The organism is Leisingera sp. JC11 (assembly GCF_040704725.1).
Classification (GTDB): domain Bacteria; phylum Pseudomonadota; class Alphaproteobacteria; order Rhodobacterales; family Rhodobacteraceae; genus Leisingera.
In genome coordinates, this window is record NZ_JBFCVS010000009.1 from 127,388 (window position 1) to 151,956 (window position 24,569).

At 63.4% G+C, this 24,569-nt stretch carries 26 protein-coding genes; 14 read left to right on the forward strand and 12 right to left on the reverse strand.

Features of this window, described 5'->3' with window-relative positions; all coding sequences use genetic code 11:
- Window positions 1-57: 57 nt before the first annotated feature.
- Together hydA and AB1A62_RS12115 are read right to left on the reverse strand one after the other, a co-directional pair.
- The gene (hydA, locus tag AB1A62_RS12110; RefSeq protein ID WP_366661731.1) at window positions 58-1,512 is read right to left on the reverse strand and encodes a dihydropyrimidinase; all 1,455 of its coding nucleotides are present in this window, start codon (window positions 1,510-1,512) and stop codon (window positions 58-60) included.
- A 131-nt stretch (window positions 1,513-1,643) separates the two neighbouring features.
- Window positions 1,644-2,894: a Zn-dependent hydrolase gene (locus AB1A62_RS12115; protein WP_366661732.1), complete on the reverse strand. Its 1,251-nt coding sequence runs from the start codon at window positions 2,892-2,894 to the stop codon at window positions 1,644-1,646.
- 265 nt (window positions 2,895-3,159) lie between these two features.
- Between AB1A62_RS12115 and AB1A62_RS12120 the strand changes: the two genes are divergently transcribed.
- On the forward strand, window positions 3,160-3,774 hold the full coding sequence (locus AB1A62_RS12120; protein ID WP_366661733.1) for a TetR family transcriptional regulator C-terminal domain-containing protein: 615 nt from the start codon (window positions 3,160-3,162) through the stop codon (window positions 3,772-3,774).
- A 146-nt stretch (window positions 3,775-3,920) separates the two neighbouring features.
- Here AB1A62_RS12120 and preA read toward each other — a convergent pair whose 3' ends face one another.
- From preA to AB1A62_RS12140, 4 genes are all read right to left on the reverse strand, one after another.
- Window positions 3,921-5,225, reverse strand: coding sequence for an NAD-dependent dihydropyrimidine dehydrogenase subunit PreA (gene preA, locus AB1A62_RS12125; protein WP_366661734.1), 1,305 nt, complete (start codon window positions 5,223-5,225; stop codon window positions 3,921-3,923).
- A gap of 55 nt (window positions 5,226-5,280) precedes the next feature.
- A complete protein-coding gene (locus AB1A62_RS12130; protein ID WP_366661735.1) occupies window positions 5,281-6,615 on the reverse strand; it encodes an NAD(P)-dependent oxidoreductase in 1,335 nt (444 codons plus the stop codon).
- Window positions 6,616-6,905: 290 nt separating this feature from the next.
- Window positions 6,906-7,304, reverse strand: a complete 399-nt coding sequence (locus tag AB1A62_RS12135) for a RidA family protein (RefSeq protein WP_366661736.1) — start codon at window positions 7,302-7,304, stop codon at window positions 6,906-6,908.
- A gap of 153 nt (window positions 7,305-7,457) precedes the next feature.
- Complete coding sequence (locus AB1A62_RS12140; RefSeq protein ID WP_008553759.1) at window positions 7,458-7,721, reverse strand: DUF2312 domain-containing protein; 264 nt, start codon at window positions 7,719-7,721, stop codon at window positions 7,458-7,460.
- 206 nt (window positions 7,722-7,927) lie between these two features.
- On the opposite strand from AB1A62_RS12140, the gene AB1A62_RS12145 reads away from it, so the two are divergent.
- Window positions 7,928-8,146 carry a hypothetical protein gene (locus tag AB1A62_RS12145; protein WP_366661737.1) on the forward strand — a complete coding sequence of 73 codons (219 nt, stop codon included), beginning with the start codon at window positions 7,928-7,930 and terminating at the stop codon, window positions 8,144-8,146.
- A 40-nt stretch (window positions 8,147-8,186) separates the two neighbouring features.
- Here AB1A62_RS12145 and AB1A62_RS12150 read toward each other — a convergent pair whose 3' ends face one another.
- Window positions 8,187-8,402: a hypothetical protein gene (locus AB1A62_RS12150; protein WP_174144504.1), complete on the reverse strand. Its 216-nt coding sequence runs from the start codon at window positions 8,400-8,402 to the stop codon at window positions 8,187-8,189.
- Window positions 8,403-8,690: 288 nt separating this feature from the next.
- Here AB1A62_RS12150 and AB1A62_RS12155 point away from each other — a divergent pair, with 288 nt between their 5' ends.
- Genes AB1A62_RS12155 through AB1A62_RS12170 form a run of 4 tightly spaced genes read left to right on the forward strand, consistent with a single transcriptional unit; the run spans window position 8,691 to window position 10,877 of the window.
- Window positions 8,691-9,554 carry an MBL fold metallo-hydrolase gene (locus tag AB1A62_RS12155; protein ID WP_366661738.1) on the forward strand — a complete coding sequence of 288 codons (864 nt, stop codon included), beginning with the start codon at window positions 8,691-8,693 and terminating at the stop codon, window positions 9,552-9,554.
- A gap of 23 nt (window positions 9,555-9,577) precedes the next feature.
- Window positions 9,578-10,006 carry a YeeE/YedE family protein gene (locus AB1A62_RS12160; RefSeq protein WP_366661739.1) on the forward strand — a complete coding sequence of 143 codons (429 nt, stop codon included), beginning with the start codon at window positions 9,578-9,580 and terminating at the stop codon, window positions 10,004-10,006.
- Window positions 10,006-10,440: a DUF6691 family protein gene (locus tag AB1A62_RS12165; RefSeq protein WP_366661740.1), complete on the forward strand. Its 435-nt coding sequence runs from the start codon at window positions 10,006-10,008 to the stop codon at window positions 10,438-10,440. The genes AB1A62_RS12160 and AB1A62_RS12165 overlap by 1 nt, the downstream gene beginning before the upstream one ends.
- Before the next feature lie 11 nt (window positions 10,441-10,451).
- Window positions 10,452-10,877 carry a TIGR01244 family sulfur transferase gene (locus AB1A62_RS12170; protein WP_366661741.1) on the forward strand — a complete coding sequence of 142 codons (426 nt, stop codon included), beginning with the start codon at window positions 10,452-10,454 and terminating at the stop codon, window positions 10,875-10,877.
- A gap of 267 nt (window positions 10,878-11,144) precedes the next feature.
- Here AB1A62_RS12170 and AB1A62_RS12175 read toward each other — a convergent pair whose 3' ends face one another.
- The 5 genes from AB1A62_RS12175 to AB1A62_RS12195 all read right to left on the reverse strand — a co-directional run bounded on the left by AB1A62_RS12175 (window position 11,145) and on the right by AB1A62_RS12195 (window position 17,407).
- Complete coding sequence (locus AB1A62_RS12175; protein WP_366661742.1) at window positions 11,145-12,524, reverse strand: FliM/FliN family flagellar motor switch protein; 1,380 nt, start codon at window positions 12,522-12,524, stop codon at window positions 11,145-11,147.
- An 84-nt stretch (window positions 12,525-12,608) separates the two neighbouring features.
- Window positions 12,609-15,287, reverse strand: coding sequence for an ATP-binding protein (locus AB1A62_RS12180; protein WP_366661743.1), 2,679 nt, complete (start codon window positions 15,285-15,287; stop codon window positions 12,609-12,611).
- Window positions 15,287-15,628: a hypothetical protein gene (locus tag AB1A62_RS12185; RefSeq protein WP_366661744.1), complete on the reverse strand. Its 342-nt coding sequence runs from the start codon at window positions 15,626-15,628 to the stop codon at window positions 15,287-15,289. The genes AB1A62_RS12180 and AB1A62_RS12185 overlap by 1 nt, the downstream gene beginning before the upstream one ends.
- A gap of 7 nt (window positions 15,629-15,635) precedes the next feature.
- On the reverse strand, window positions 15,636-16,016 hold the full coding sequence (locus AB1A62_RS12190) for a response regulator (protein WP_174144490.1): 381 nt from the start codon (window positions 16,014-16,016) through the stop codon (window positions 15,636-15,638).
- Between the two features lie 92 nt (window positions 16,017-16,108).
- Window positions 16,109-17,407 (reverse strand): short-chain fatty acyl-CoA regulator family protein, encoded by a 1,299-nt coding sequence (locus AB1A62_RS12195; RefSeq protein ID WP_366661745.1) that lies wholly within the window; start codon window positions 17,405-17,407, stop codon window positions 16,109-16,111.
- Window positions 17,408-17,638: 231 nt separating this feature from the next.
- Between AB1A62_RS12195 and AB1A62_RS12200 the strand changes: the two genes are divergently transcribed.
- The 8 genes from AB1A62_RS12200 to AB1A62_RS12235 all read left to right on the forward strand — a co-directional run bounded on the left by AB1A62_RS12200 (window position 17,639) and on the right by AB1A62_RS12235 (window position 24,566).
- A complete protein-coding gene (locus AB1A62_RS12200) occupies window positions 17,639-18,985 on the forward strand; it encodes an ABC transporter substrate-binding protein (protein WP_366661746.1) in 1,347 nt (448 codons plus the stop codon).
- 130 nt (window positions 18,986-19,115) lie between these two features.
- On the forward strand, window positions 19,116-20,138 hold the full coding sequence (locus tag AB1A62_RS12205; protein ID WP_366661747.1) for a branched-chain amino acid ABC transporter permease: 1,023 nt from the start codon (window positions 19,116-19,118) through the stop codon (window positions 20,136-20,138).
- A gap of 3 nt (window positions 20,139-20,141) precedes the next feature.
- Window positions 20,142-21,347 (forward strand): branched-chain amino acid ABC transporter permease, encoded by a 1,206-nt coding sequence (locus AB1A62_RS12210; protein WP_366661748.1) that lies wholly within the window; start codon window positions 20,142-20,144, stop codon window positions 21,345-21,347.
- A gap of 12 nt (window positions 21,348-21,359) precedes the next feature.
- Window positions 21,360-22,115: an ABC transporter ATP-binding protein gene (locus AB1A62_RS12215; protein WP_366661749.1), complete on the forward strand. Its 756-nt coding sequence runs from the start codon at window positions 21,360-21,362 to the stop codon at window positions 22,113-22,115.
- Window positions 22,116-22,127: 12 nt separating this feature from the next.
- Window positions 22,128-22,883, forward strand: coding sequence for an ABC transporter ATP-binding protein (locus AB1A62_RS12220; RefSeq protein ID WP_366661750.1), 756 nt, complete (start codon window positions 22,128-22,130; stop codon window positions 22,881-22,883).
- Between the two features lie 272 nt (window positions 22,884-23,155).
- Window positions 23,156-23,416 (forward strand): PepSY domain-containing protein, encoded by a 261-nt coding sequence (locus AB1A62_RS12225; RefSeq protein ID WP_366661751.1) that lies wholly within the window; start codon window positions 23,156-23,158, stop codon window positions 23,414-23,416.
- A gap of 65 nt (window positions 23,417-23,481) precedes the next feature.
- Window positions 23,482-24,024 (forward strand): cytochrome b/b6 domain-containing protein, encoded by a 543-nt coding sequence (locus AB1A62_RS12230; protein WP_366661752.1) that lies wholly within the window; start codon window positions 23,482-23,484, stop codon window positions 24,022-24,024.
- Window positions 24,021-24,566 (forward strand): helix-turn-helix transcriptional regulator, encoded by a 546-nt coding sequence (locus AB1A62_RS12235; protein ID WP_366661753.1) that lies wholly within the window; start codon window positions 24,021-24,023, stop codon window positions 24,564-24,566. The genes AB1A62_RS12230 and AB1A62_RS12235 overlap by 4 nt, the downstream gene beginning before the upstream one ends.
- The last annotated feature ends 3 nt before the right edge of the window (window positions 24,567-24,569 follow it).

Consider the following 24,569-nt stretch of genomic DNA (forward strand, 5'->3'; position numbering starts at 1 on the left):
TTCGCCTTGATTTCACACAGGAAAACGGGCCGCCGTTACCGGCAGCCCGCTCCTGATTTACACGCCTGTTGCCGGGATGCCGGTGCGTTCCACCGGGCGCGGCGCGGTCAGCTCTTTCCAGGTCGACAGCGCCTTGTTCACCGTGGTGTTGGGCTCCCGCGACACGAACTTTCCGTGGCCCTCCTGGCAGCGGATCTCGCCGTCATGCACCGCCACATGGCCGCGGGTCAGGGTAAAGCGCGGCAGGCCCTTCACCTCATGGCCCTCGAACACGTTGTAGTCGATCGAGGACTGCTGGCTGGCGGCGGAAATCGTCTTGCGCTTTTCCGGATCCCAGACCACCAGGTCGGCATCGGCGCCGACCAGAACCGCACCCTTTTTCGGGTAGCAATTCAGGATCTTGGCGATATTTGTTGAGGTCACCGCCACAAACTCGTTCGGGGTCAGGCGGCCGGTTTCCACGCCGTGGGTCCACAGCATCGGCATCCGGTCCTCCAGGCCGCCGGTGCCGTTCGGGATCTTGGTGAAATCCCCGACGCCAGTGCGCTTCTGCTCCGTGGTAAAGGCGCAGTGGTCGGTCGCCACGACAGACAAGGAGCCTGACTGCAAACCGGCCCAAAGGCTATCCTGATGCTGCTTGTTGCGGAACGGCGGCGACATCACCCGCCGGGCGGCGTGGTCCCAGTCCTTGTTGAAATACTCGCTCTCATCCAGGGTCAGATGCTGGATCAGCGGCTCGCCCCAGACCCGCTTGCCCTGCATCCGGGCGCGGCGGATGGCCTCGTGGCTGTCCTCGCAGGAGGTATGCACGACATAAAGCGGCACGCCAGCCATATCGGCGATCATGATCGCGCGGTTGGTCGCCTCGCCCTCCACCTGCGGCGGGCGGGAATAGGCATGCGCCTCCGGTCCGGTGTTGCCCTCCGCCATCAGCTTGGCCTGCAGCTCCGCCACCACATCGCCGTTTTCGGCATGCACAAGCGCGATGCCGCCCAGTTCCGAAAGGCGCTTGAACGACGCATAAAGCTCATCGTCATTCACCATCAGCGCGCCCTTGTAGGCCATGAAGTGCTTGAAGGTGTTGATGCCGCGCTCCTGGATCACGGTCTTGATGTCGTCAAAAACCTGCTCGCCCCACCAGGTCACCGCCATGTGGAAGGAATAATCGCAGTTGGCGCGGGTCGACTTGTTGTCCCAGCGCTTCAGCGCGTCCAGCAGGCTTTCGCCCGGGTTCGGCAGCGCGAAATCCACCACCATGGTGGTGCCGCCGGCCAGCCCGGCGCGGGTGCCGCTCTCAAAATCATCGGAACTGTAGGTGCCCATGAAGGGCATCTCCAGATGGGTGTGCGGGTCGATCCCGCCCGGCATCACATAGCAGCCGGTGGCGTCCAGCTCCTCGTCGCCTTTCAGGTTCGGGCCGATTTGGGTGATGACCCCGTTTTCAATCAGCACATCGGCCTTGTAGGTCAGATCGGCGGTCACGATGGTGCCGCCTCGGATGACTTTACTCATGGTTATAACTCCCTGAATCGGGGCGCATTTTGGCGCCTCCACTTATCTCTTCCGCTGTCTGGCGCAGCTTGTTTCATCTTTCCCGAAGCACTCCGGGGGAGCGGCCCAAGGGGCCGCGGGGGCAGCGCCCCCTATTCAACGATCTCCGCTGTTTCGACCACCGCGTGGAACAGCACATTGGCACCTGCCTCGGCCCATTCCTTGCTGATCTCCTCAGCCTCGTTGTGGCTGAGGCCGTCAACGCAGGGGCACATCACCATCGCAGTCGGCGCCACCCGGTTGATCCAGCAGGCGTCATGGCCGGCGCCGGAGATGATATCGAGATGCGAGTAGCCGAGACGGTCCGCCGCATTGCGCACCGCGCTGACGCAGCCCTCGTCAAAGGCCACCGGGTCAAAGCCGCCCACCTTCTCGAATTCGATCCCGACCCCCATCGCCTCTGCAATCCGGGTGCCCTTCTCGCGCAGCCGGTTCTCCATGTCGGTGATCACGTCCAGATCCGGGCTGCGGAAATCGACGGTAAATACGACTTTGCCCGGGATCACGTTGCGCGAATTCGGATAGACGTCGATATGGCCCGCGGCACCGACAGCGTGGGGCGCGTGGCTCCAGGCGATTGCGTCCACCTCCTCCAGGATCCGCGCCATGGCGAGCCCTGCATTGCGCCGCATCGGCATCGGGGTGGAACCGGTATGGGCGTCCTTGCCTGTGATGGTCACCTGCGTCCAGCTGAGACCCTGGCCGTGGGTCACCACACCGATGTCCTTGCCCTCAGCCTCCAGGATCGGTCCCTGCTCGATGTGCAGCTCAAAGAAGGCATGCATCTTGCGGGCACCGGTTTCCTCCTCGCCGCGCCAGCCGATGCGCTTCAGCTCATCGCCGAATTTCTTGCCCTCTGCATCTTCCCGGTCGTAGGCCCAGTCCTGGGTATGCACGCCGGCGAACACGCCCGACGACAGCATGGCCGGCGCATAGCGGGTGCCTTCCTCGTTGGTGAAGTTGGTGGCCACAATCGGATGCTTGGTCTTTATGTTCATGTCGTTGAGCGAGCGGATCAGCTCCAGCCCAGCCAGCACGCCCAGCACACCGTCATATTTGCCGCCCGTCGGCTGGGTATCGAGGTGAGAGCCGACATAGACCGGCAGCGCGTCCGGGTCGGTGCCTGCACGCATCGCAAACATGTTGCCCATCTGGTCCAGCCCCATGGTGCAGCCTGCCTCCTCGCACCACTTTTGAAACAGCGCACGGCCCTCGCCGTCCTCGTCGGTGAGCGTCTGGCGGTTGTTGCCGCCCGCCACGCCGGGGCCGATCTTGGCCATCTCCATCAGGCTGTCCCACAGCCTGTCACCATCGATTTTCAGATTCTGTCCAAGCGACGTCATCAACAGCTTCCTTCCCTGTGCGCCCGTCTTTGCAGGCTGTCCGGCTTGGCGCCGTGTTAGGTGGCTTTGAGTGCCGGTCTCATCAAAGCTGTGGTCTTTGCGCGCCCGCCTTTGATTTGACCAACTGGTCAAACTCACGCTATCACGGGTTCACCACCAGTCAAGAAATTGCCGCGTGGCTCTTGAAAAAATCGGCTGTTTTGCCGGAAATAGGTGAAATTCCGCGCTTCCGCTGGCGGGTGCGGCAGAAACAGACAGGACGGACATGCCCGCAGACCGCGCGCCCACCCGCATTCAGAAGAAGAATCGCGCCGCCATTCTGGAGGCCGCGCTGGACGTGTTCTCCAGCCATGGCTTCCGCGGCTCCACCGTGGACCAGATCGCCAAGGCGGCCGGGCTCAGCAAGCCGAACCTGCTCTACTACTTCCCGTCCAAGGAAGCGATCTTCAACGAGCTGATGGCCGGGCTGCTGGATACCTGGCTGGACCCGCTGCGGGCTTTGAACCCGGAGGGTGAGCCGCTGGAAGAAATCCTCGCCTATGTGCAGCGCAAGCTGCAGATGAGCCGGGATTTCCCGCGCGAAAGCCGGCTGTATGCCAATGAAATCGTTCAAGGCGCACCGCGGCTGCATGATGTGATCGCTTCGGATCTGTACGTGCTGGTCGAGGAAAAGGCGCAGCTCTTGCAAGGCTGGATGGATGCAGGCCGGATCAACCGCGCCCATCCCAAGCACCTGCTGTTTTCGATCTGGTCGCTGACCCAGCACTACGCCGATTTCGACGCCCAGGTGCGCACGCTGATGGGCGACGAAGACCCGTTCGATGCCGCACCGCTATACCTGGAAACCCTTTACCGGCGGATGCTTACACCAAAAACCTGACGCAGTCTTCCGGTGCGCTCACACTGCGGCACGGACTGCGCCGCCCTGCCTATTTCCAATACCAAGCCGGATGAAAAAAGCCCCGGCCAGACAGCCGGGGCGTAAAGTCAACGGGGAGACAGCGCGCCCGCCCGGGCGCGTTTCAGTTACTCCGCGGCTGTTGCCGACGGATTGTTCGGATGCGTGGTCCAGTTGGCGTATTCGCCCGAGACCACCTCGCCGGTGCGCTCGTCGATCTGGCCAGCCGGCACCTCTTCCATGGTGATGCAGCCCTCCACCGGGCAGACGTTCACACAAAGGTTGCAGGCGACGCATTCGTCGTCCTTGACGGTGAACACCCGGTCCTCGCTCATCGCGATTGCCTGGTGCGAGGTGTCCTCGCAGGCCGCATAGCAGCGGCCGCACTTGATGCAGTCGTCCTGGCTGATCTTCGCCTTAGTGACAAAGTTCAGGTCCAGATACTGCCAGTCGGTCACATTCGGCACCGCCATGCCGATGAAGTCCTGGGTGGAGGTGTAGCCCTTCTCGTCCATCCAGTTGGACAAGCCCGAGATCATCTCCTTCACCACGTTGAAGCCATAGGTCATGGCTGCGGTGCAAACCTGCACGTTGCCCGCGCCCAACGCCATGAACTCCGCCGCGTCGCGCCAGGTGGTGACACCGCCGATGGCAGAGATCGGCAGGCCGCGGGTTTGCGGGTCACGGGCGATTTCCGCCACCATGTTCAGCGCAATCGGCTTCACCGCCGGTCCGCAATAGCCGCCGTGGGTGCCCTTGCCGCCGATGGTCGGCTCCGGCGCCATGCTGTCGAGGTCCACCGAAGTGATCGAGTTGATGGTGTTGATCAGGCTGACCGCATCAGCATTGCCCGCATTTGCCGCGCGGGCCGGGTTGCGGATATCGGTGATATTCGGGGTCAGCTTCACGATAACCGGCTTGGAGTAGTATTTCTTGCACCACTCGGTGACCATCTGGATGTATTCCGGCACCTGCCCCACCGCGGAGCCCATGCCGCGCTCGGCCATGCCGTGCGGGCAGCCGAAGTTCAGCTCGATCCCGTCGGCGCCGGTGGCCTCGACCTGCGGCAGGATATCCTTCCAGGCCTGCTCCTCGCAGGGCACCATGATCGACACGATCACGGCACGGTCCGGGTAGTCCTTCTTGACCCGGGTGATTTCCTCCAGGTTGGTCTGCAGGGGGCGGTCGGTGATCAGCTCGATGTTGTTGAGGCCCAGCAGGCGGCGGTCGGCGCCCCAGATCGCGCCGTAGCGCGGGCCGTTCACGTTCACCACAGGCGGGCCTTCGGCGCCCAGGGTCTTCCAGACCACGCCGCCCCAGCCGGCCTCGAATGCGCGGCGGACATTGTATTCCTTGTCGGTCGGCGGCGCAGAGGCCAGCCAGAACGGGTTGGGGGATTTGATACCCAGAAATTCTGTTGTCAGATCAGCCATTTGATCTCTCCTCTTAAGGCTAGCTTGGGAGCAGTGGAACCGCACCCGAACTGGCTCAGCCCATCAGGCTGGAGTGAATGTCCATTGCAGCGTCGCGGCCCTCGGCCACGGCGGTCACGGTGAGGTCCTCGCCGCCCGAGGCGCAGTCGCCCCCGGCCCAGACCCCGGCCAGGGAGGTGCGTCCGCTGGCGTCCACCTTGATCTTGCGGCCCTCCAGCACCAGCGCATCGGGCTGGCCTTCCAGCGTCTGGCCGATCGCCTTGAACACCTGATCGGCCGCCAACCGCACGGTCTCGCCCGTGCCGGAAACCTTGCCATCGGCGACCTCAGTATACTCCAATTCGATCTCGGCTGCCGACCCATTGCCAAGCACCGCCTTGGGCATGACGTTGAACATCAGTTTGACGCCCTTGGAGGCCGCCAGATCCTGTTCAAAGCGGCTTGCACCCATCTCCTCGCGGCTGCGGCGGTAGGCGATGGTGACATTTTCGGCGCCCAAAAGCTTGGATTGCACCGCGGCATCCACCGCGGTCATGCCGCCGCCGATCACTACCACATTGCGGCCCACCGGCAGCGCGGTCAAATCCTCGGCCTGCCGCAGTTCCGCGATGAACTCCACCGCATCCCGCACACCGTCCTTGTCCTCGCCCGGCGCCCGCAGGGCGTTGACCCCGGCAAGGCCGATGGACAGGAACACCGCGTCATAAGCAGACGTCAGCCCGTCCAGCGACAGCTCCTCGCCCAGCTTCTTGCCGTAATCCATGGTGATGCCGCCGATTTGCAGCAGCCAGTCAACCTCGCGCGCGGCGAAGTCATTGGTGGTCTTGTAGGCGGCAATGCCGAATTCGTTGAGCCCGCCGGCCTTGGACTTGGCGTCATAGACGACCACGTCATGGCCCAGCATCGCCAGCCGGTGCGCAGCAGCCAGGCCCGCGGGGCCGGCGCCAACAACAGCAATCTTCTTGCCGGTGGAAGCGGCTCGGGTGAAGGGATGCACGCCCTTCTCCATCAGCGTGTCGGTGGCATAGCGCTGCAGGCGGCCGATCTCGACCGGCTTGCCTTCGGCGGTTTCGCGCACGCAGACCTCTTCGCACAGCGTTTCCGTCGGGCAGACCCGGGCGCACATGCCGCCCAGGATGTTCTGCTCCAGAATGGTCCTGGCCGCGCTTTCGGGGTGGCCCGCCTGAATCTCCCGGATGAACTGGGGGATGTCGATGCTGGTCGGACAGGCGGTCATGCAGGGCGCGTCATAGCAGAAATAGCAGCGGTCCGCCGCCACGGCCGCCTCGTGCGCGTCATAAGCTGGGTGCAGGTCCGAGAAATTCTCCGCAATGCCGGCAGCGTCAAGACGCGCTGCCTGAATGCCGGATGCCTGATGGCTGGTCGCCATTGGGTGTCTCCCTGATTTTCTGTTGTTCTGATATCAGAGTGCCACAGTCTCGTTTTTTATCAACTGGTAAAATTTTTCCGCAGGGCAAAAAAAATGCCGCTCCCTGAAGGAGCGGCTTGCAAAGGCCTGAAATCAGGCACTTATGCCGGTACGCCTTTCGGCCAATTCCGGCCTTATGCGCAAAAAACAGGGGCTCACCAGCAGCCGGACACCGCTCAGGGCGCGTTTTCCGCCTTCTTGCCGGGCAATCCGGCGCCTTTAAATGAGGTCCCAGCAGTCTTTCTGCAGGGTCAGGACGGCAGAACTGCGGTGGCCTCGATTTCCAATTTGGCCTCATCCTCGACCAGGGCGGACACCACCACCATGGTCATCGCCGGGAAGTGATAGCCCATTACCGCGCGGTAGGCCCTGCCGACCTCCGCCTGATGGGCCAGGTATTCCGCCTTGTCCGTCACATACCAAGTGAGCCGGGTGATATCCTGAGCAGAGCCGCCTGCCGTCTTGACGACCTCCAGAATGTTTCGCAGCGCCTGGCTCATCTGGCCGATGAAGTCCTGCGCCTCGAACACCTGGTCCGCGGTCCAGCCGATCTGGCCGCCAACGAACAGCTGCCTGCCTTCCGCCACCATGCCGTTGGCATAGCCTTTTGCGGGCTTCCACCCTTCGGGATGCACGCTGATGGCCGGCATGGCGGAACTCCTTTGCTGATTACTGCCTAGGCTGACATTAGCGCCGCCGCAGCATTTATTTCAAGCTTAAAATTTCTCGCAGCAGATCCTCAAAAACAAAACCGCGCAGGTGCGGGACCTGCGCGGCTGTTCAGTTCTACTGGAAAACGCGGCTTACATGCCGAGCGCTTCCTTGTACATTTCCAGCACCGCCTCTTCTTCGGCGATGTCGTTTTCGTCACGCTTGCGCAGGGCGATGATCTTGCGCATCACCTTGGTGTCATAGCCGCGGCCCTTGGCTTCGGCCATCACCTCTTTCTGCTGTTCGGCGATGGTTTTCTTTTCTTCGTCCAGCCGCTCGAACCGTTCGATGAACTGGCGCAGTTCGCCAGCGGTCACGCGGTAGTTTTCGCTTTTTTCGTCTTCTGTGATGTCCATCTGCGGCTCCGTCGAACATGCTGTCAGTTGCTGTCGGAGCAAGGGGATAGCGCCCCGTCCGCTGCGCCGCAAGAAGGGAAAGCCGCAGAGGCGATCAAAGCGGCAAAATCCGGCGCCGCTCTGGCGCAAGCGGAGCCCGCGCGCTTGCACGCACAGACCGGATCGGCTAGGCGCATCGCAGCACGAAACCCCGCAGGAGCCTACCTATGTTCGATCTCATCGTCTGGACCGGAGCCGCCGTGTCCGTAGCCGGCCTGCTGGGACTGGTCTGGTGCATCATCAAGGTCGCCCGCGCCCGCCGCCAGCAACTGGACGACGAGGCGCTGCGCGCCGTCGTGCAATCGGTGCTGCCCTACAATCTGGGCGCCCTGCTGCTGTCGGTTCTGGGGCTGATGCTGGTGATGGTGGGCATCTTCCTGGGCTGACGCCCGGGCCGCCCCATAGCGGCCCTGCTCCTGCCCCCGGTCAGACCGGCACGTTGTCGAACATCTCCTCAACCGCTTCTTCGCACAGCGCAGCCTCCAGGCGGCGCAGCCGGCCGGGAACCTCGGCACCGGTTTTGCGCATGTAGTCCAGCAGGCGGATGAACTCCGGCCGCATGGCCAGCCGTTCAGCGCCGCTTTCCTTGCGGATCCGGGTTTCCAGGCTTTCCACGGTGCTGAGCAGATCTTCTCGAGTCATATGCAGTCCTCCCTGTCACGATCAGGTTATGACGGTATTTCACAACAGCTGCATGAATACCTGCGCAGTTTGGGCATGCCGCTGCTTTTTTACGCAGAATTATCGGCCGGCTGATGGTTTTCAGGCAACTTGGCAGCCTGCGAAGGCTACCGCAGTGCAGCATCCCGATACCTTGACTTAAATCAGTTGCAGGTGATGATTCATCTGCCCTTCAGCCCCGCCTTCCGGCGGGCTTGAAACATATTCTCAAATCGTTATATGAATTGCGAACCCAAGGGAGAGCACCTTATGACCCCCGCCGTCAAAGCCTTTTTCGACGAAGCCACCAACACTGTCTCCTACGTGGTGCGCGAACCGGAAGGTTCCGCCTGCGCCATCATTGATTCGGTTTTGGACTACGACCAGGCAGCGGGGCGCACCTGCACCGCATCCGCGGATGCGATCATCGCCTGGATCCGGGACGAAGGCTTGCGCGCTGAATGGATCCTGGAGAGCCATGTGCACGCCGACCACCTGTCCGCAGCGCCGTATCTGCAGGACCAGCTGGGCGGCAAGATCGGCATCGGCGACCAGATCACTGTGGTTCAGGACACCTTCGGCAAGGTGTTCAACGAAGGCACCGAATTCCAGCGCGATGGCAGCCAGTTCGACCGGCTGTTCCGCGAGGGCGACAGCTTCATGATCGGCCAGATGCGCGGCGAGGTGCTGCACACGCCCGGCCACACGCCGGCCTGCCTCACCTATGTGATCGGCGATGCAGCCTTTGTCGGCGACACGCTGTTCATGCCTGACTTCGGCACTGCCCGCTGCGATTTTCCCGGCGGTTCCTCTGCCGATCTCTACAACTCGATCCAGAAGATCCTGTCCCTGCCGGATGATACCCGCATCTTTGTCGGCCACGATTACAAGGCGCCGGGGCGTGATGATTTTGCGTGGGAAACCACCGTGGGCGAACAGAAGGCGCTGAACGTGCATGTCGGCTCCGGCCGCAGCATCGAGGAGTTCGTCAAAATGCGCGACGCCCGCGACGCGACGCTGGGCATGCCCCGGCTGATCCTGCCCTCGCTGCAGGTCAACATGCGCGCGGGCCAGATGCCGGAACCGGACGAACAGGGCGATGTGTTCCTGAAGATCCCGGTCAACAAGCTCTGACCGCAAAGTAACGGAGACCACACATGGAAGCAGATTGGATCTGGGGATTGGGCGGCGGTTTGCTGATCGGGCTGGGCGGCGCGGTCTACCTGCTGGGCAACGGCCGCATCATGGGGGCCAGCGGCATACTCGGCGGGCTGCTGGATGGCAGCGGCCGCAATACCGCGGCAGAACGGACTGCTTTCATTGCCGGGGTGATCGGCATGCCGCTGCTGATCGGGCTGCTGACAGGCGGCACGCCCGACACCCATGTCACCAGCAATGCAGCGGTACTGGTGCTGGCCGGCCTGCTGGTGGGTTTCGGCACCCGGGTTGCCAATGGCTGCACGTCCGGCCACGGGGTCTGCGGCATTTCCCGCCTGTCCCTGCGCGGGATTGCGGCAACAGCGGTCTTCATGCTGGCCGGTTTTCTGACACTGGCGGTTCTGCGCCAGCTTCTGGGGGTAATCTGATGCTGCGGATTATGCTGGCATTGCTTGCAGGCAGCCTGTTCGGGACCGGGCTGATGCTGTCGGGAATGACCGACACCGCCAAGGTGCAGGGGTTCTTGGATATCTTTGGCAACTGGGATCCCACCCTGGCCTTCGTGATGGGCAGCGCGCTGCTGCCGATGGCGCTGGCCTGGCGGCTGGCAGAAGGCCGCAAACCCGCGGCGGGCGGCAGCTTCCCTGCTCCGCCTTCTGCCGAGCTGGACAGGCGGCTTGTCCTTGGGTCGGTGCTGTTCGGCGCCGGCTGGGGGCTGGCGGGCCTCTGCCCCGGCCCGGCGATGGCTTCGCTCAGCTACAATAGCTGGCAAGGCGCCCTGTTCATGGCGGCAATGGCCTGCGGCATGATGGCCGCACCAAGGCTCAGCCGGCATCTGGACCGGGCCGCTGCAAACGCGTAAAGACTCGGGCCATGGATGCACGCGTAATCACCCCCCGCTATTCGGTCTCGCCGCAGATCTCGGCTGAGGACCTGCCCGCCATTGCCGATGCCGGCTACAAGACGGTGATCTGCAACCGCCCGGACGAGGAAGTGCCACCCAGCCACCAGGCTGAGGCGATCCGCGCCGCCGCCGAGGCCGCGGGCCTGCGGTTCGAGGTGCTGCCGCTGACCCATCAGACGATGACACCGGAAAACGTGGCCCTGCAGCGCGAACTGTATGAAGGCTGCGAAGGCCCGGTGCTGGCCTATTGCGCCTCCGGCACCCGCTGTTCGGTGGTCTGGGCGCTGAGCCAGGCCTGCGATATGGCTGCCGACGACATTCTGCAAAAAACCCAGGCTGCGGGCTATCAGCTGGATGGGCTGCGCCCGGCGCTTGAGTCGCTGGCGAGCAGCTGATCACAGCACGCCCTGTGTTGCGCCAGCAGGTTTTTTTGGCCCGTGCCCGCCGGGCAACCCACCAGGAAAAATGTTAAGATACGATAACTTATGCTGCGCCTTTAAGGTGAACCCTGAGGAGGCGCAGAAGTTTTCCGCCAGTGTTCAGGCGCTGCCGTCTGCACCGCGGGCAAGGCAAGGCTGGAAGCCGTCCGGCATCGTTTGCGCCTGACCCGTTGCCGCCGCGGCCCTGGTTTCCAGCCACGGCCGGCCTCATCCTTTGGGATCTCAGCTTTCGGGCAGCGCGCTGTCCAACCCGGCCAGCTGGGAAATTTCATCCGCATCCCCGGCGGCAAAATCGCCAAGGTCACCGGCCGGGAAATCCGGCAGGTCGGGAAGATCCGGCAAATCGGGCAAGCCGCCGTCCAGCCCGTCCATGCTCAGCGCGCCGTCGCCTTCGAGCACAGGCATGCCCACGGCGTCCATTCCGCCGTCGGGAGCACCGTCCAAACTGCCGCCCGGGTCACTGCCGAAGCCTGCGTCAAAGCCGTCTCCGCCAAGCGCGGGCAAACCGTCGCCGCCGCCCGCGTCCAAAACAGCGGCATCCAGGTCCGGCCCTGCGTCCAGCGCGGGCAGACCCATATTATCCATCGGGTCCTGCAGCCCCTGGGCAGCAATTCCCATATCCAGATCGATCGCCGGCGTTGCGTCCGGCAGCGGCGGCATGCCGCCGCTTTCGGAAAACGCTGCGGCCTCCGTACCGCCGTCTGCAGGCCGGCCGTTTCTGGGCGGGTGCAGGCGCACGGCCCGCGAGCCGTTCATCTGGCCAAGACGCCCCTGCGCCACCGGCGTGCCGCCGATGGTCAGCAGGTCCGTTTCATAAAGAAACGCCGAATCCAGCGGTATCGTGTCGCCGATCTGCAGACTGGCGAATCTCTGCACCGGCACCCGCATCCTGCACAGGACCGCCGTCAGCTCTGCCCGGATCGAATCGAGGTTGGCCCCAAGAGACGGGCCATTGGCGCTGCCGCTGCCGTCCTGCAATTCCGCTGCCGTGGGTTCCGGCAGGATCAGCTTCATCACGCCCTGCATGGCGCCACTGGCAAGGTCCAGGGTCAGCTCAATCACCCGGTAGTCATCAGCCTCCATCCCCAGCACCAGGCTGCGCACGTTTTCGACCTGGGCGCCAAAGCGGTAACCGGAAAAAAGGGATTGGTCCGCCTGGCCGTCCAGCATCGCCACAACCTTGGCAAAGCTGCGCTCCAGGAAGTCTGCGGTCATTGCGGCATCGGTGGGCGTGTAGTGGCGCTCGGACGGCGCCTTGCCGATCACCGCCCCGATGGTCTGCTGCTGAATCAGCGCCGTCACCGTGGCGGCGTCCATGCTGGCCGCCCCCAGCCGCCCCTGCGGGCAGTCCAGCACCACCAGCAGATCCTTGTCTGACAGCTGGTCTGCCAGGTCTTCGGACATCCGGTTGGACTGGCGCGCCGCCAGCACCGCCATCGGCAGATTGCACAGGTCCGCGGCCGCGCGCGCGACTGACCGGCGCAACGCCTTCAGGGTCAGGGAACTGGTGAGTCCCCCGGCGCCTTCCTTGGTCGCCGCCAGCTTACGTGCAAGCACATTTTGCCTGCCGCTGCCTGCCTCTGCTGCTTCTGTCTCAGACATAGGCTGTTTAACCTGCCCCTTGCGCGTCCCGTTTCCCCGGTTTTAACCGAAAGGGGGTTAACAACTTCTGTATTCCAAGGCCGTTTACGCCGCCTTTTCGCCCGCGGCAGGCAGGGAAACCCGGAAGGCGCCGCCGCCGCGTCCCGGCAGATAGGACACATCGCCGCCCAGCCGCTGCATGACCTCGCGGCAGATCGCCAAACCAAGACCGGCGCCACCTGCCCGTTCCGGGCTGACCCGCGCAAATTTCTCGAAAATCATCTGCTGGGAATCTGCCGGCACACCGCTGCCATTGTCGGTGAAATCAATGTGCAGCCGCCCGCCGGACGCCGAAGCGGATACCGTCAGTTCCGGTTGCTCTGCATCGCAGTATTTCTGGGCGTTGGCGATCAGGTTGATAAAGACCTGTGCCAGCCGGTCCAGATCAGAGGAAATGCGGAAACCTTCCGCCTCCGGGCTGCGCCGGACCGTCAGCGGCTGCTCCGATCCTGCCAGCGCGGCTGCGACGGCATGATCCAGCACCTCGGACAGGGTGCCCGCTGTGATGTTGAGGCTGACCTGGCCGCTTTCCAGCACGCTGAGGTCCAGCAAATCATTCAGCAGCCGGGTCAGCCGCAGGGTTTCGTCGTGAATGATGCCGGCATAGCGGCGCTGCTCTTGCGTGTCGAGCTGCCCGGCATCGCGCAGGATCTCGGAAAACGCCCGGATCGACGTCATCGGGGTCCGCAACTCATGGCTGACCTGGCTCAGGAAAGCATCCTTCTGCTCGGAAAGTTGAGTGAGTTTCTCATTTGTTTCCCGCAGCTTGCGCGCCGTTGCTGACAACTCCGCCGATTGCGCCTCAAGGCGGCTGGAATATTCCAGCATCTGCGCCGTTTCGTCCGCCACTGCCAGTAGATCGGCTACCGAAACTGAAGATCCGCCAGCGATCTGACCGATCATCGCATGCGCCGCCGCCGCCCCGATGGAGGCGCTGAGCTCCCGTTCCAGCCGCTCCAGAAAGACGGGCGTCGGTTCCGGCAGCGGGCCGCGGCCGCCCTGGCGCATCCGCTCGCGCTGGAAGAACGCCTGCGCCTCTGTGGCGCCCAGGATCCGCTGCGACATGATCATCAGATCCTCGCATTGCGCCACCGATCCGGTCCAGCCGCGCGGCCCCGCCGAATGGTCGAACACATTGACGAATTGGGCGCCTTGCAGCCGCTCCAGCGGGCTGGGGAAGCTCATCAGCGAGACCAGGCAGAACACCAGCGCATTGAGGCTCATCGACCACATCACCGCATGGACCGTGGGGTCCAGGCCTTCGATCCCGAACAGCGCCTCAGGCCGCAGCCAGCTGAGCCCGAACAACCCATAGCGCAGGATGTGCTCCGGCAGCAGCCCGCCGCCCAGGGCCGGCAGCAGCATGGTGTAAAGCCAGATCCCGAAGCCGACAGTTAGCCCCGCCAAGGCGCCGCTGCGGGTGGCGCCGCGCCAGAACAGGCCGCCCACCAGCGCAGGCAGCAGCTGCGCCACCCCGGCAAAGGAAATAAGGCCGATGGCCGCCAGCGCCGCGGCGCCCCCGGAGAGGTGGTAATAGAAATACCCCAGCGCCATAATCGCCGCGATTGACACCCGCCGCGACAGCAGCACCACGTCGCGCACGTCGCCCGAAACCGAGGCCTGCCGGTTTTGCAGCCGCAGCCAGACCGGCATCACGATGTGGTTCGACACCATCGTCGACAGTGCCATCGCCGCCACGATCACCATCGAGGTGGCCGAGGAAAACCCGCCCAGGAAGGACAGCATCGCCAGCCCCTGCTGTCCTTGCTGCAGCGGAACCGTCAGCACGAACATGTCGGGGTTGGAGCCGGCCGGCAGCAGATCCAGGCCGACCACCGCAATCGGCACCACGAACATGGAAATCAGCAGCAGGTACAGCGGAAACGCCCAGGAGGCGATGCGCAGGTGGCGCTCATCCTCGTTCTCCACCACCATCACCTGGAACATCCGCGGCAGGCAGATGAATGCCGCGGCGGCCAGGAAGGTGATCGTGGCCCAGCGGCTGCCATCGACATTCCACTGCCCGATCTGGGAGGCGTCGATGCGCGCCAGCGTTTCGCCGACGCCGCCGGCAATGCCCCAGACAACAAAGATCCCGACCGCCAGCAGCGCGGCCAGTTTGACAATCGCCTCCAGCGCAACCGCGGTTACCACCCCATGGTGGCGCTCATTGGCGTTGAGGTTGCGGGTGCCGAACAGGATGGCAAACACCGCCAGCCCCGCAGCAACCCAGAAAACGATGGAGGTTTCGTTGTATCCCCGCAGCGGATCGGCCTCTGCAAAGATCGCAAAGGACAGGGTAACAGATTGCAATTGCAGGGAAATATACGGGGTAACGCCAATCACCGCCAGAATGGTCACCCCGGCGGCCAGCAGGTTCGACTTGCCATAGCGCGAGGACAGGAGGTCAGCGATGGAGGTGATCCGCTGGCTGCGCCCGATCCGGACCAGCTTGCGCAGCCCCCACCACCAGCAGATCATCACCAGCGACGGGCCGAGGTAAATGGTCACGAACTCCAGCCCCGACCGCGCCGCATAGCCGACGGCGCCGTAAAAGGTCCAGGCGGTGCAATAGATCGACAGCGACAGCGTGTAGATCAGCGGCGAGCGCATCCAGGCGGCACTGCGGCCGCGGCTTGCCATGCGGTCGGCCCAGAAGGCGATGAAGAACAGAAAGGCCACATAGGCCAGGCAGACAAAGGCAAGGACGTTGAGAGAGGCCATCAGCTGTCCTCCGTTCCGTCCGGGTCCTGGCTTGGGCTGCCGGCCCCGTCCGGCCCGCCACCGGTCCAGTGGTCGGCCCACCGCTGCACCGCCAGGCTGAACACGAAACAGGCGGCGATCAGGCCGATCCAGACGGCAAAGACATAGATGATGGCAACCGACATGCTGACCCCGCCGCGCGCCGCCGGATGGGCCGAGGCCTCGGGCCACAAAAGCGGCAGCGCCAGCAGCAGCGCCCCCAGCACCGGCAGCAGCCTGGAAATGTCCATCAGCCGGCGGCGGCGGTAGGTCTGGCGCTCGGTGCGGGTGCCCGCCTGTTCTTCGCCGCTTCCCAGCGCCATGGCGCCGTTATCCCTGCCCGGCCTGGGCGTGCAGGTCGCGCACCGCGGTCAGCACCTCGGCGTTTGAGAACGGTTTGGTCATGAACCGGGTCACACCTGCCTTCTCCGCCATTTCGCGGTCCCGCATCTGGCCGCGGGCTGTCAGCATCAGCACCGGCAGGGACTGCATCCCCTCTACCGTGCGCAGCTCCCGCACGATTTCCAGGCCGCTCTTGCCGGGCAGCATCAGGTCAAGAATCACCAAGTCCGGCCCCGCGTCCCGGATCACCTCAACCGCAGTTGCACCGTCGGTATGCGCGTCCACGCTCCAGCCGTCGCGCATCAGCAGAAACCGGATCGCCTCGGTAATGTTCGGCTCATCTTCAATCAGAACAACATGCCTGCCCATCAGCAGAATTTCCTCCCGGCGCGGCCCTGCGGCCTGGACAGCCCGGACACGCGGTTATTTTTGCGCAGGTTAGCCGCCTGCCCGCCTGAGTGTCAAAACTCTTCCTTCAGGATCGACGGCTCGCGCCGCGCCGGACAGCCCTGGCGTGGGCAGATCCGGCAGCTGGCACCGACCGGCTGGGGATCCTGTGCATCCTTGGCCCCTGGCAGGATCAGCATCACCGCGCGGTACAGAGGATCCTCGCCGAAATCCGGCTGATTCTGCATCCAGGCCGTGGCCATGCAATCAAAGGCCGCGGCATTGCGCCCGTGCTGGACCACGTTGCGCCTGACCGGCATATTCGGCTGCACCAAGGCAGTATAGAGCGGCCACAGCGGGCAGGAGGCGCCAAAGCGCGGCATCGCGAATCCTGTCACGGGCTTGCGGAACAGCAGCGTGCCGGAGGCATCGCAGATCACCAGCCCTGACTCCTGGCCCAGCACCTCCTCCGGCAGCGCCGCCAGACGGCGCAGCACCGCAGGCAGCGCGCAGTTGAACCGGCGGGCCAAGGCAACCGGATCAATCCCGCTGGCGGCGATCTCCTGCTCCAGCGCCCGCAGCGGCATTGCCCGGGCATCGGAGCGGTATTGCTCCAGCGCTGCCACCGCCAGGCTGCGCACCGCCTCACCGGTCAGGTCAGGCGCATCCAGCACCAGATCCTCTGGCGTGGCAGAACCGTCTTCGAGAGCCGGGAAATGAAAGCCGTTGCTCAGGAAAAACGCCTCCGCTTCCTCCTGCGGCATGCCGCGGCGGTCGGCACCTGTGCCCTCCTCATCCAGAAAGCTCACCAGCGCCCGGCTGCTTTCGGACAAACGCAGCGAATCCTCGTTGAGGTTCTTGTGGAAACGGTCGCGCCATTCCGGCTCCAGCTCGCCGGTTTCCGCAAGGATCGACGCAGTGGAGCGGATCGCGGCGGCGGTCGACAGCACCTCATGCACCGAGGCTGCAAGGTTGGGGTCATGGGTCAGCCGGTCCGACAGAGTTTCCACCGTCCGTTCCAAGGTGGCGATGCGGCGGTGGCCCGCCGCCAGAACCTCTGCCCAGCCCGGAAAGCGGCCGGCGAATTCATCGACCCGGTCCAGTTCCGCAATCGGCACACCGCTGTCCGCCGCGGCCTCCCGCAAGGTCGAGATCAGCGCCGCCTCTGCCCCCTCGCTCAGCATCGACGGTTCCACCCCCAGCACCCCGGCAATCCCAACCAGCAGCTTGCCGCCGATTCTGCGGCGGTTATGCTCAATCAGGTTGAGATAGGAGGGTGAGATCCCCGCCTCCCGCGCCAGTTCGGCCTGGCGCATGCCCAGGATCAGCCTGCGTTCGCGGATCCGGCTGCCGGTCAGGGTGTCGCGTGCCATGCTGGCGGGCCTCCCAAAACACTTCCATTTCAACGGCTTTCTGCAACGCAAAATAACTTTGTTTACAGATATCCCAAGAATACTGTTCAGTTCTTTACAGAATTTTCAAGCTGTAAAAGGGTTTTATTGCCTGAGTTTACATGAGCCTCTCATACTGATTTTGCACGCAATGTGCTGGTACCGCGCAGAAGTGAGGAGCTGCAAGGCACCAATCATATCAGGGAGGAATACATGTCTGAATTTGACGTTTCGCGCCGCAGAGTCTTGAAGACCGGCGCAATTGCAGGCGCCGGCGTGGCGCTGCCGACCATCTTTACCGCCTCTTCCGCCGCGGCCTTTACCAATGAGCCGACCGGCGGCACCGTCACCCTGGGCTTCAACGTGCCCCAGACCGGCCCCTACGCTGACGAAGGCGCCGACGAGCTGCGCGCCTATGAGCTGGCGGTCGAGCACCTGAACGGCGGCGGCGACGGCGGCATGATGAACACCTTCAGCTCCAAGGCGCTGCAAGGGAACGGCATCCTGGGCAAGAAGGTCGAGTATGTCACCGGCGACACCCAGACCAAATCCGACGCCGCCCGCGCCTCTGCCAAGTCGATGATCGAGAAGGACGGCGCGGTGATGATCACCGGCGGCTCCTCCTCCGGCGTTGCCATCGCGGTGCAGGGTCTCTGCCAGGAGGCTGGCGTGATCTTCATGGCCGGCCTGACCCACTCCAACGACACCACCGGCAAGGACAAGAAGGCCAATGGCTTCCGCCATTTCTTCAACGGCTACATGTCGGGTGCGGCGCTGGCGCCGGTGCTGAAGAACCTCTATGGCACCGACCGGGTCGCCTATCACCTGACCGCCGACTACACTTGGGGCTGGACCCAGGAGGAATCGATCGCCGCCGCCACCGAGGCGCTGGGATGGCAGACCGTGAACAAGGTCCGCACCCCGCTGGCCGCCACCGACTTCTCCTCCTACATCGCCCCGGTGCTGAACTCCGGCGCCGACGTGCTGGTGCTGAACCACTACGGCGGCAACATGGTCAACTCGCTGACCAACGCGGTGCAGTTCGGCCTGCGCGAAAAAGTGGTGAACGGCAAGAACTTCGAAATCGTCGTGCCGCTCTACTCCCGCCTGATGGCCAAGGGCGCAGGCGAAAACGTGAAGGGCATCCACGGCTCCACCAACTGGCACTGGACGCTGCAGGATGAAGGCTCCAAGGCCTTCGTGAAATCCTTCGGCACCAAATACGGCTTCCCGCCGAGCCAGGCGGCGCACACCTGCTATGTGCAGACCCTGCTGTATGCGGATGCCGTTGAGCGGGCCGGCAGCTTCAACCCCTGCGCCGTCGTGGAAGCCCTGGAAGGCTTCGAGTTCGACGGCATGGGCAACGGCCCGACCCTTTACCGCGCCGAAGATCACCAGTGCTTCAAGGATGTTCTTGTGGTGCGCGGCAAGGAAAACCCGACCTCCGAGTTCGACCTTCTGGAAGTGGTCGAGGTCACCCCGCGGGCACAGGTGGAATACGCACCGGACCACCCGATGTTCGCCGGCGGCAACCTGGGCGCCTGCAACCCGGGCGCATAAGCCAGCCACAGGGCACCGGAATATTGCAAAAATTCCGGGCCGGAGTCCGCACCGGACTCCGGCTGCCCCAACCGGCCCGTCCGCTCCCCCGCCGGACGGGCCCTCCCCAACCTGACGCACGGTGGGACCCATGGACGCCATTCTCCTGCAAATCCTGAACGGGCTTGACAAAGGCTCGGCCTATGCGCTGATCGCGCTGGGTTTGACACTCATCTTCGGCACGCTGGGCGTGGTGAACTTTGCCCATGGGGCGCTGTTCATGATCGGCGCCTTCTGCGCCGTCACCCTGCAGCGCATCCTGAACCTCAGCTTTGAGCTCGTGGACGAAACCCAGACCGACTTCCTGGGCAATCCGCTCAAGGTCAAAACTCCCTATGTGGAGGCTTGGTTCGGCCCCGATATCGGCGGCAGTATCATCGACTGGGCGGTTCCGCTGGCGATTCTCTTTGCCATCCCGATCATGATCGGCGTCGGCTACGTGATGGAGCGCGGCCTGATCAAGCATTTCTACAAGCGCCCGCACGCCGACCAGATCCTGGTGACCTTCGGCCTCGCCATCGTGCTGCAGGAAGTGGTGAAATACTTCTACGGCGCCAACCCGATCCAGACCCCGGCCCCGGACGCGCTGAACGGCGTGGTGAACCTGGGAGCGGCCATCGGCATGGATATCGTTTATCCGGTCTGGCGCGTGGTCTATTTCTTCTTTGCGGTGCTGATCATCGGCGGCATCTTCTCCTTCCTGCAGTTCACCACCTTCGGCATGGTGGTGCGGGCCGGCATGGCCGACCGCGAGACGGTGGGCCTCCTGGGCATCAACATCGACCGCCGCTTCACCATCATGTTCGGCATCGCCGCCGCCGTCGCGGGCCTGGCCGGCGTCATGTACACACCGATCAACTCACCCAATTACCACATGGGCATGGATTTCCTGGTTCTCAGCTTCGTGGTGGTGGTTGTCGGCGGCATGGGCTCCCTGCCCGGCGCGGTGCTGGCGGGTTTTCTGCTGGGTGTGCTCGAAAGCTTTGCCTCGATGAACGAGATCAAATCTCTGATCCCCGGCATCGACCAGATCATCATCTATGTGGTCGCAATCATTATTCTGCTGACCCGTCCGCGGGGCCTGATGGGCCGCAAAGGCGTGATGGAGGACTAAGACATGTTCGGACTGGATAAAAAAGATACTTCTTTGCTGATCATCGTCGCCTGCCTGACGCTGTTCGCCCCCTTCATCCTGAACCCCTTCCCGACCGGCAGCGCCATGGCGCAGTTCAACGCGGGCTATCCGGACCTGATGCAGCGTTTCGTGATCTTCGGGATCTTCGCCATCGGCTTCAACATCCTGTTCGGCCTCACCGGCTACCTGTCGTTCGGCCACGCGGCCTTCCTCGGCGCCGGCTCCTACTCCGCCGTCTGGATGTTCAAGCTCATTGGCATGAACGTGATCCCGGCTATTGTGCTGTCGGTCATCGTCGCGGGCCTGTTCGCCCTGCTCATTGGCTTCATCAGCCTGCGCCGCTCTGGCATCTACTTCTCGATCCTGACGCTGGCCTTCGCGCAGATGTCCTTTAACCTGGCCTATTCGGTGCTGACCCCGATCACCAACGGTGAGACCGGCCTGCAGCTGACGCTGGAAGATCCCCGGATCCTGGGTGTCTCTGCCACCGCGGACGGCTCGATTCCGGTGACCAACCTGTTCGGGCTGGAAATGCGCTCCACCTTCGAACTGGCTGTCGGCCCCTGGGCCTTCCAGTTCAATGCCGGCTACTACCTGTGCGCGCTGATCATGCTGGCTGCCTTCTACCTGGCGATCCGCATCTTCCGCTCGCCTTTCGGCATGATGCTGCGGGCGGTGAAATCGAACCAGCAGCGGATGAACTACACCGGCCTCAACACCCGTCCCTATACCTTGGCGGCCTTTGTGATCTCCGGCATGTATGCAGGTCTCGCAGGCGGGCTGATGGCCTCGATGGACCCGCTGGCAGGCGCTGAGCGGATGCAGTGGACCGCCTCCGGCGAGGTGGTGCTGATGACCATCCTCGGCGGTGCCGGCACGCTGATCGGCCCGGTGCTGGGCGCAGGCTTCATCAAGTACTTCGAGAACATCTTCTCCAAGATCAACGACAACGTGCTGCACACCTGGTTCAGCTTCCTGCCCGACGGGATGGAGGATGCCGTGGTCTTCATCATACACCCCTTCATCGGCAAGGGCTGGCACCTGACCCTGGGCATCCTGTTCATGCTGGTGGTGATCTTCCTGCCCGGCGGCCTGGTTGAGGGCGGCCAGCGGATCAAGGGCTGGCTCAGCCGCCGCAAGGCCAAAGACGGCGGCAAGGCCGCTGGCGAAACCAACCCCGCGGAATAAGGAGACAGAACAATGGGTATCCTTGAAGTCAAAGACGTGGGGAAACGGTTCGGCGGCCTGCAGGCGCTGTCCAACGTGAACCTCAGCGTCAAGGAAAACTCGGTCCATGCGATCATCGGGCCGAACGGCGCGGGCAAGTCCACCCTCTTGAACTGCCTGGTGGGCAAGCTGATCCCCGACACCGGTTCCGTCATGTTCGACGGCCGGTCGGTGCTGGGCCGCGCGCCTTACGAGATCAACCAGATGGGCATTTCACGCGTGTTTCAGACACCCGAGATTTTCGGCGACCTGACGGTGCTGGAAAACATGATGATCCCCTGCTTTGCCAAGCGGGACGGCGCGTTTGAACTAAACGCCCTGTCCGCGGTGCTGCGGCAGAAGGACATCCTGCAGAAGGCCGAGCACATGCTGGAAGAGATGAACATGGCGGACAAGCGGCACATGCACGCCGCCGCTATGTCCCGCGGCGACAAGCGGCGGCTGGAGATCGGCATGTGCCTCAGCCAAGAGCCGCGCCTCTTGCTGCTGGACGAGCCCACCGCTGGCATGGCGCGGGCCGATACCAACAACACCATCGACCTGCTGAAACAGATCAGCGATGAGCGCGACATCACCATCGCCATCATCGAACACGACATGCATGTGGTGTTCAGCCTCGCCAACCGGATCACCGTGCTGGCCCAGGGCACCCCGCTGGTCGAGGACGATCCGCAGAACATCCGCGGCAACCCGAAGGTGCGCGAAGCCTATCTGGGCGAGTCGGCGTAAGGAGGAAACTAGATGAACGTCAAACCCGATTTCTCCAAGAACGCCAATGTGGCCTCCACCGCCCCGGCTTTCCTGTCGGTCTGGGATGTGCACGCCTACTACGGCGAGAGCTACATCGTGCAAGGCATCAACTTCAACGTCCACGAGGGCGAGATCCTGGCACTGCTGGGCCGCAACGGCGCGGGCAAGACCTCGACCCTGCGCTCGATCGCCCGCACCGGCTCGCCGATGGTGACCCGCGGCGAGATCTGGCTGGATCACAAGCCGCTGCACAAGATGACGTCCTATGAAGCCGCTGCCGAGGGCCTGGGCCTGGTGCCCGAAGACCGCCGCATCATCCCCGGCCTAACAGTTGAGGAAAACCTGCAGCTGGCGCAGATCGCCCCGCCCATCGGCTGGTCGCTGGAGCGTCTTTACGACCTGTTCCCGCGCCTCGGCGAACGCCGCAAGCAGGAAGGCGTGACCCTGTCCGGCGGTGAGCAGCAGATGCTTGCAATCGCCCGCGCGCTGGCCCGCGACATCAAGGTGCTCTTGCTGGACGAACCCTACGAGGGCCTGGCGCCTGTGATCGTCGACGAGATCGAAAAGACCCTCATCCACATCAAGGAACAGGGCATGACAACCATCATTGTCGAGCAGAACGCGGTCCGCGCCCTGGAACTGGCGGACCGTGCGGTGATCCTTGATACCGGCGGCATCGTCTTTGACGGCACCGCCGCCGAGGTTCTCGAAAACGAGGAACTGCGCGCCGAATACCTGGCGATCTGAGGCGCGCGCCAAGAATTCATCTCCGTCTTGCCGGCCACCCGCGTGCCGGCAGTGGCAGACTGAGGCCGGCTCCGTTCAGGGCTGGCCTCTTTTTTACGCGGCCGCCAATAGAAAACCCAAACTCCGGGCCGTAAACCCCAGTTATACGCTGCGGTTTTCAGCCCTGTTCCAACCTAGCGCCTATTCAGAACGTCCGCCCTGCCCCCGATGTCGATGCCACGGCCTGCACCAGTACGGTGCGGCCTTTGACACAACACGGAAAGGACCTTGAAATGCGCAACTCTCTGAAACTCCTCGCCCTCGCTCTCACCATTCCTGCGGCCGCGGCTTTTGCCTCTGAACGCACCATCAGCACTGAAACTGAAACCAAGATCCGCGACCTGCTGAACGGCCAGGGCTATGAGGTCACCGAAATTGAAGCTGAGGACGGCATGTTCGAAGCCGAGGCCACCAAGGACGGCAAGGAATACGAGTTTCACCTGAATGATCAGTTTGAAATCGTGAAGAGCGAGGAAGACAGCGAAGACGACTGACCGCCCGCACAGACATGTTTCCCGGATGCAGCTGCCTCCGAATCCGGGATCAACAGGAGGCTGACATGCAAAAAGCATATGTCTGGGACCCGCTGGTGCGGTCGTTTCACTGGCTGCTGGCAGGCGGTTTTATCGCCAACGTGCTGCTGACCGATCCGGACGGTACCCTTCATCACAATATCGGCTACTTCATCGCAGCACTGGTGGGATTGCGGGTGATCTGGGGGCTGACCGGCAGCCGCTATGCCCGCTTCTCCAGCTTCCCGCCCGATCCGGGCGCCGCCGCCGGTCAACTGACCGACATCGCCACAGGAACAGTGCGCCGTCACAAGGGCCACAGCCCCTTGGGCGCCTTGATGATCTACAACCTGCTGCTGACACTGCTGGCGGTCGCCCTGAGCGGCTGGATAGCGGCCTCTCCCGCGTTTCAGGGTATCGGCTGGCCGGAAGACCTGCATGAGGCGCTGGTTTCCTGGGCGGAATTCTCGGTTGTCCTGCATGTGGCTGCGGTACTGTTCGAAAGCCGCCGGACCAAAGTCAATCTGGCGCGCGCGATGGTCACTGGCTACAAGGAACTGCCTGAGAGTGAAGCGGAGCCTGCGCCATGACCCTAAACCGGCAAGACCCGGCCAAACCCTGGATCCTGGTTGCCGTTATCGCCGTGCAGGCCCTCTGCGCGGCGTTTTTTCTAGGCGACATGATTGCGGATCTCTCCGGCATGGAGGCTGCTGAAGCCGAGCAAGGCGAAGGCCCGCACGCCTATGTCGAAGGCCTGGCGGCGGTGGCCCTGCTGGCCGCAATCGTGATCGAGACCCGCATCCTGATGTGGCTGATGCGGCGCAAAGCGCATCTGGAGGAAAGCCTGAATTCAGCCCAAGCCGCGGTACAGGAGGTGATCGACGCCGAGTTTGCCAATTGGGGCCTGACACCCGCAGAGCTGGATGTCGCAACTTTTCTGGTGAAGGGTCTCAGCACCGCAGAAATCGCCGCCATGCGCGGCAGTGCCGAGGGCACCGTCAAGGCACAGCTCAACGCAATCTACCGCAAGTCCGGCACCAGCAACCGGGCCGAACTGATGAGCCTCTTGATCGACACCTTGATGGGGCAGCGTCAGACCGAAGCTGAAGAAAACCCCGCCCGCTCTGCCTGAGCG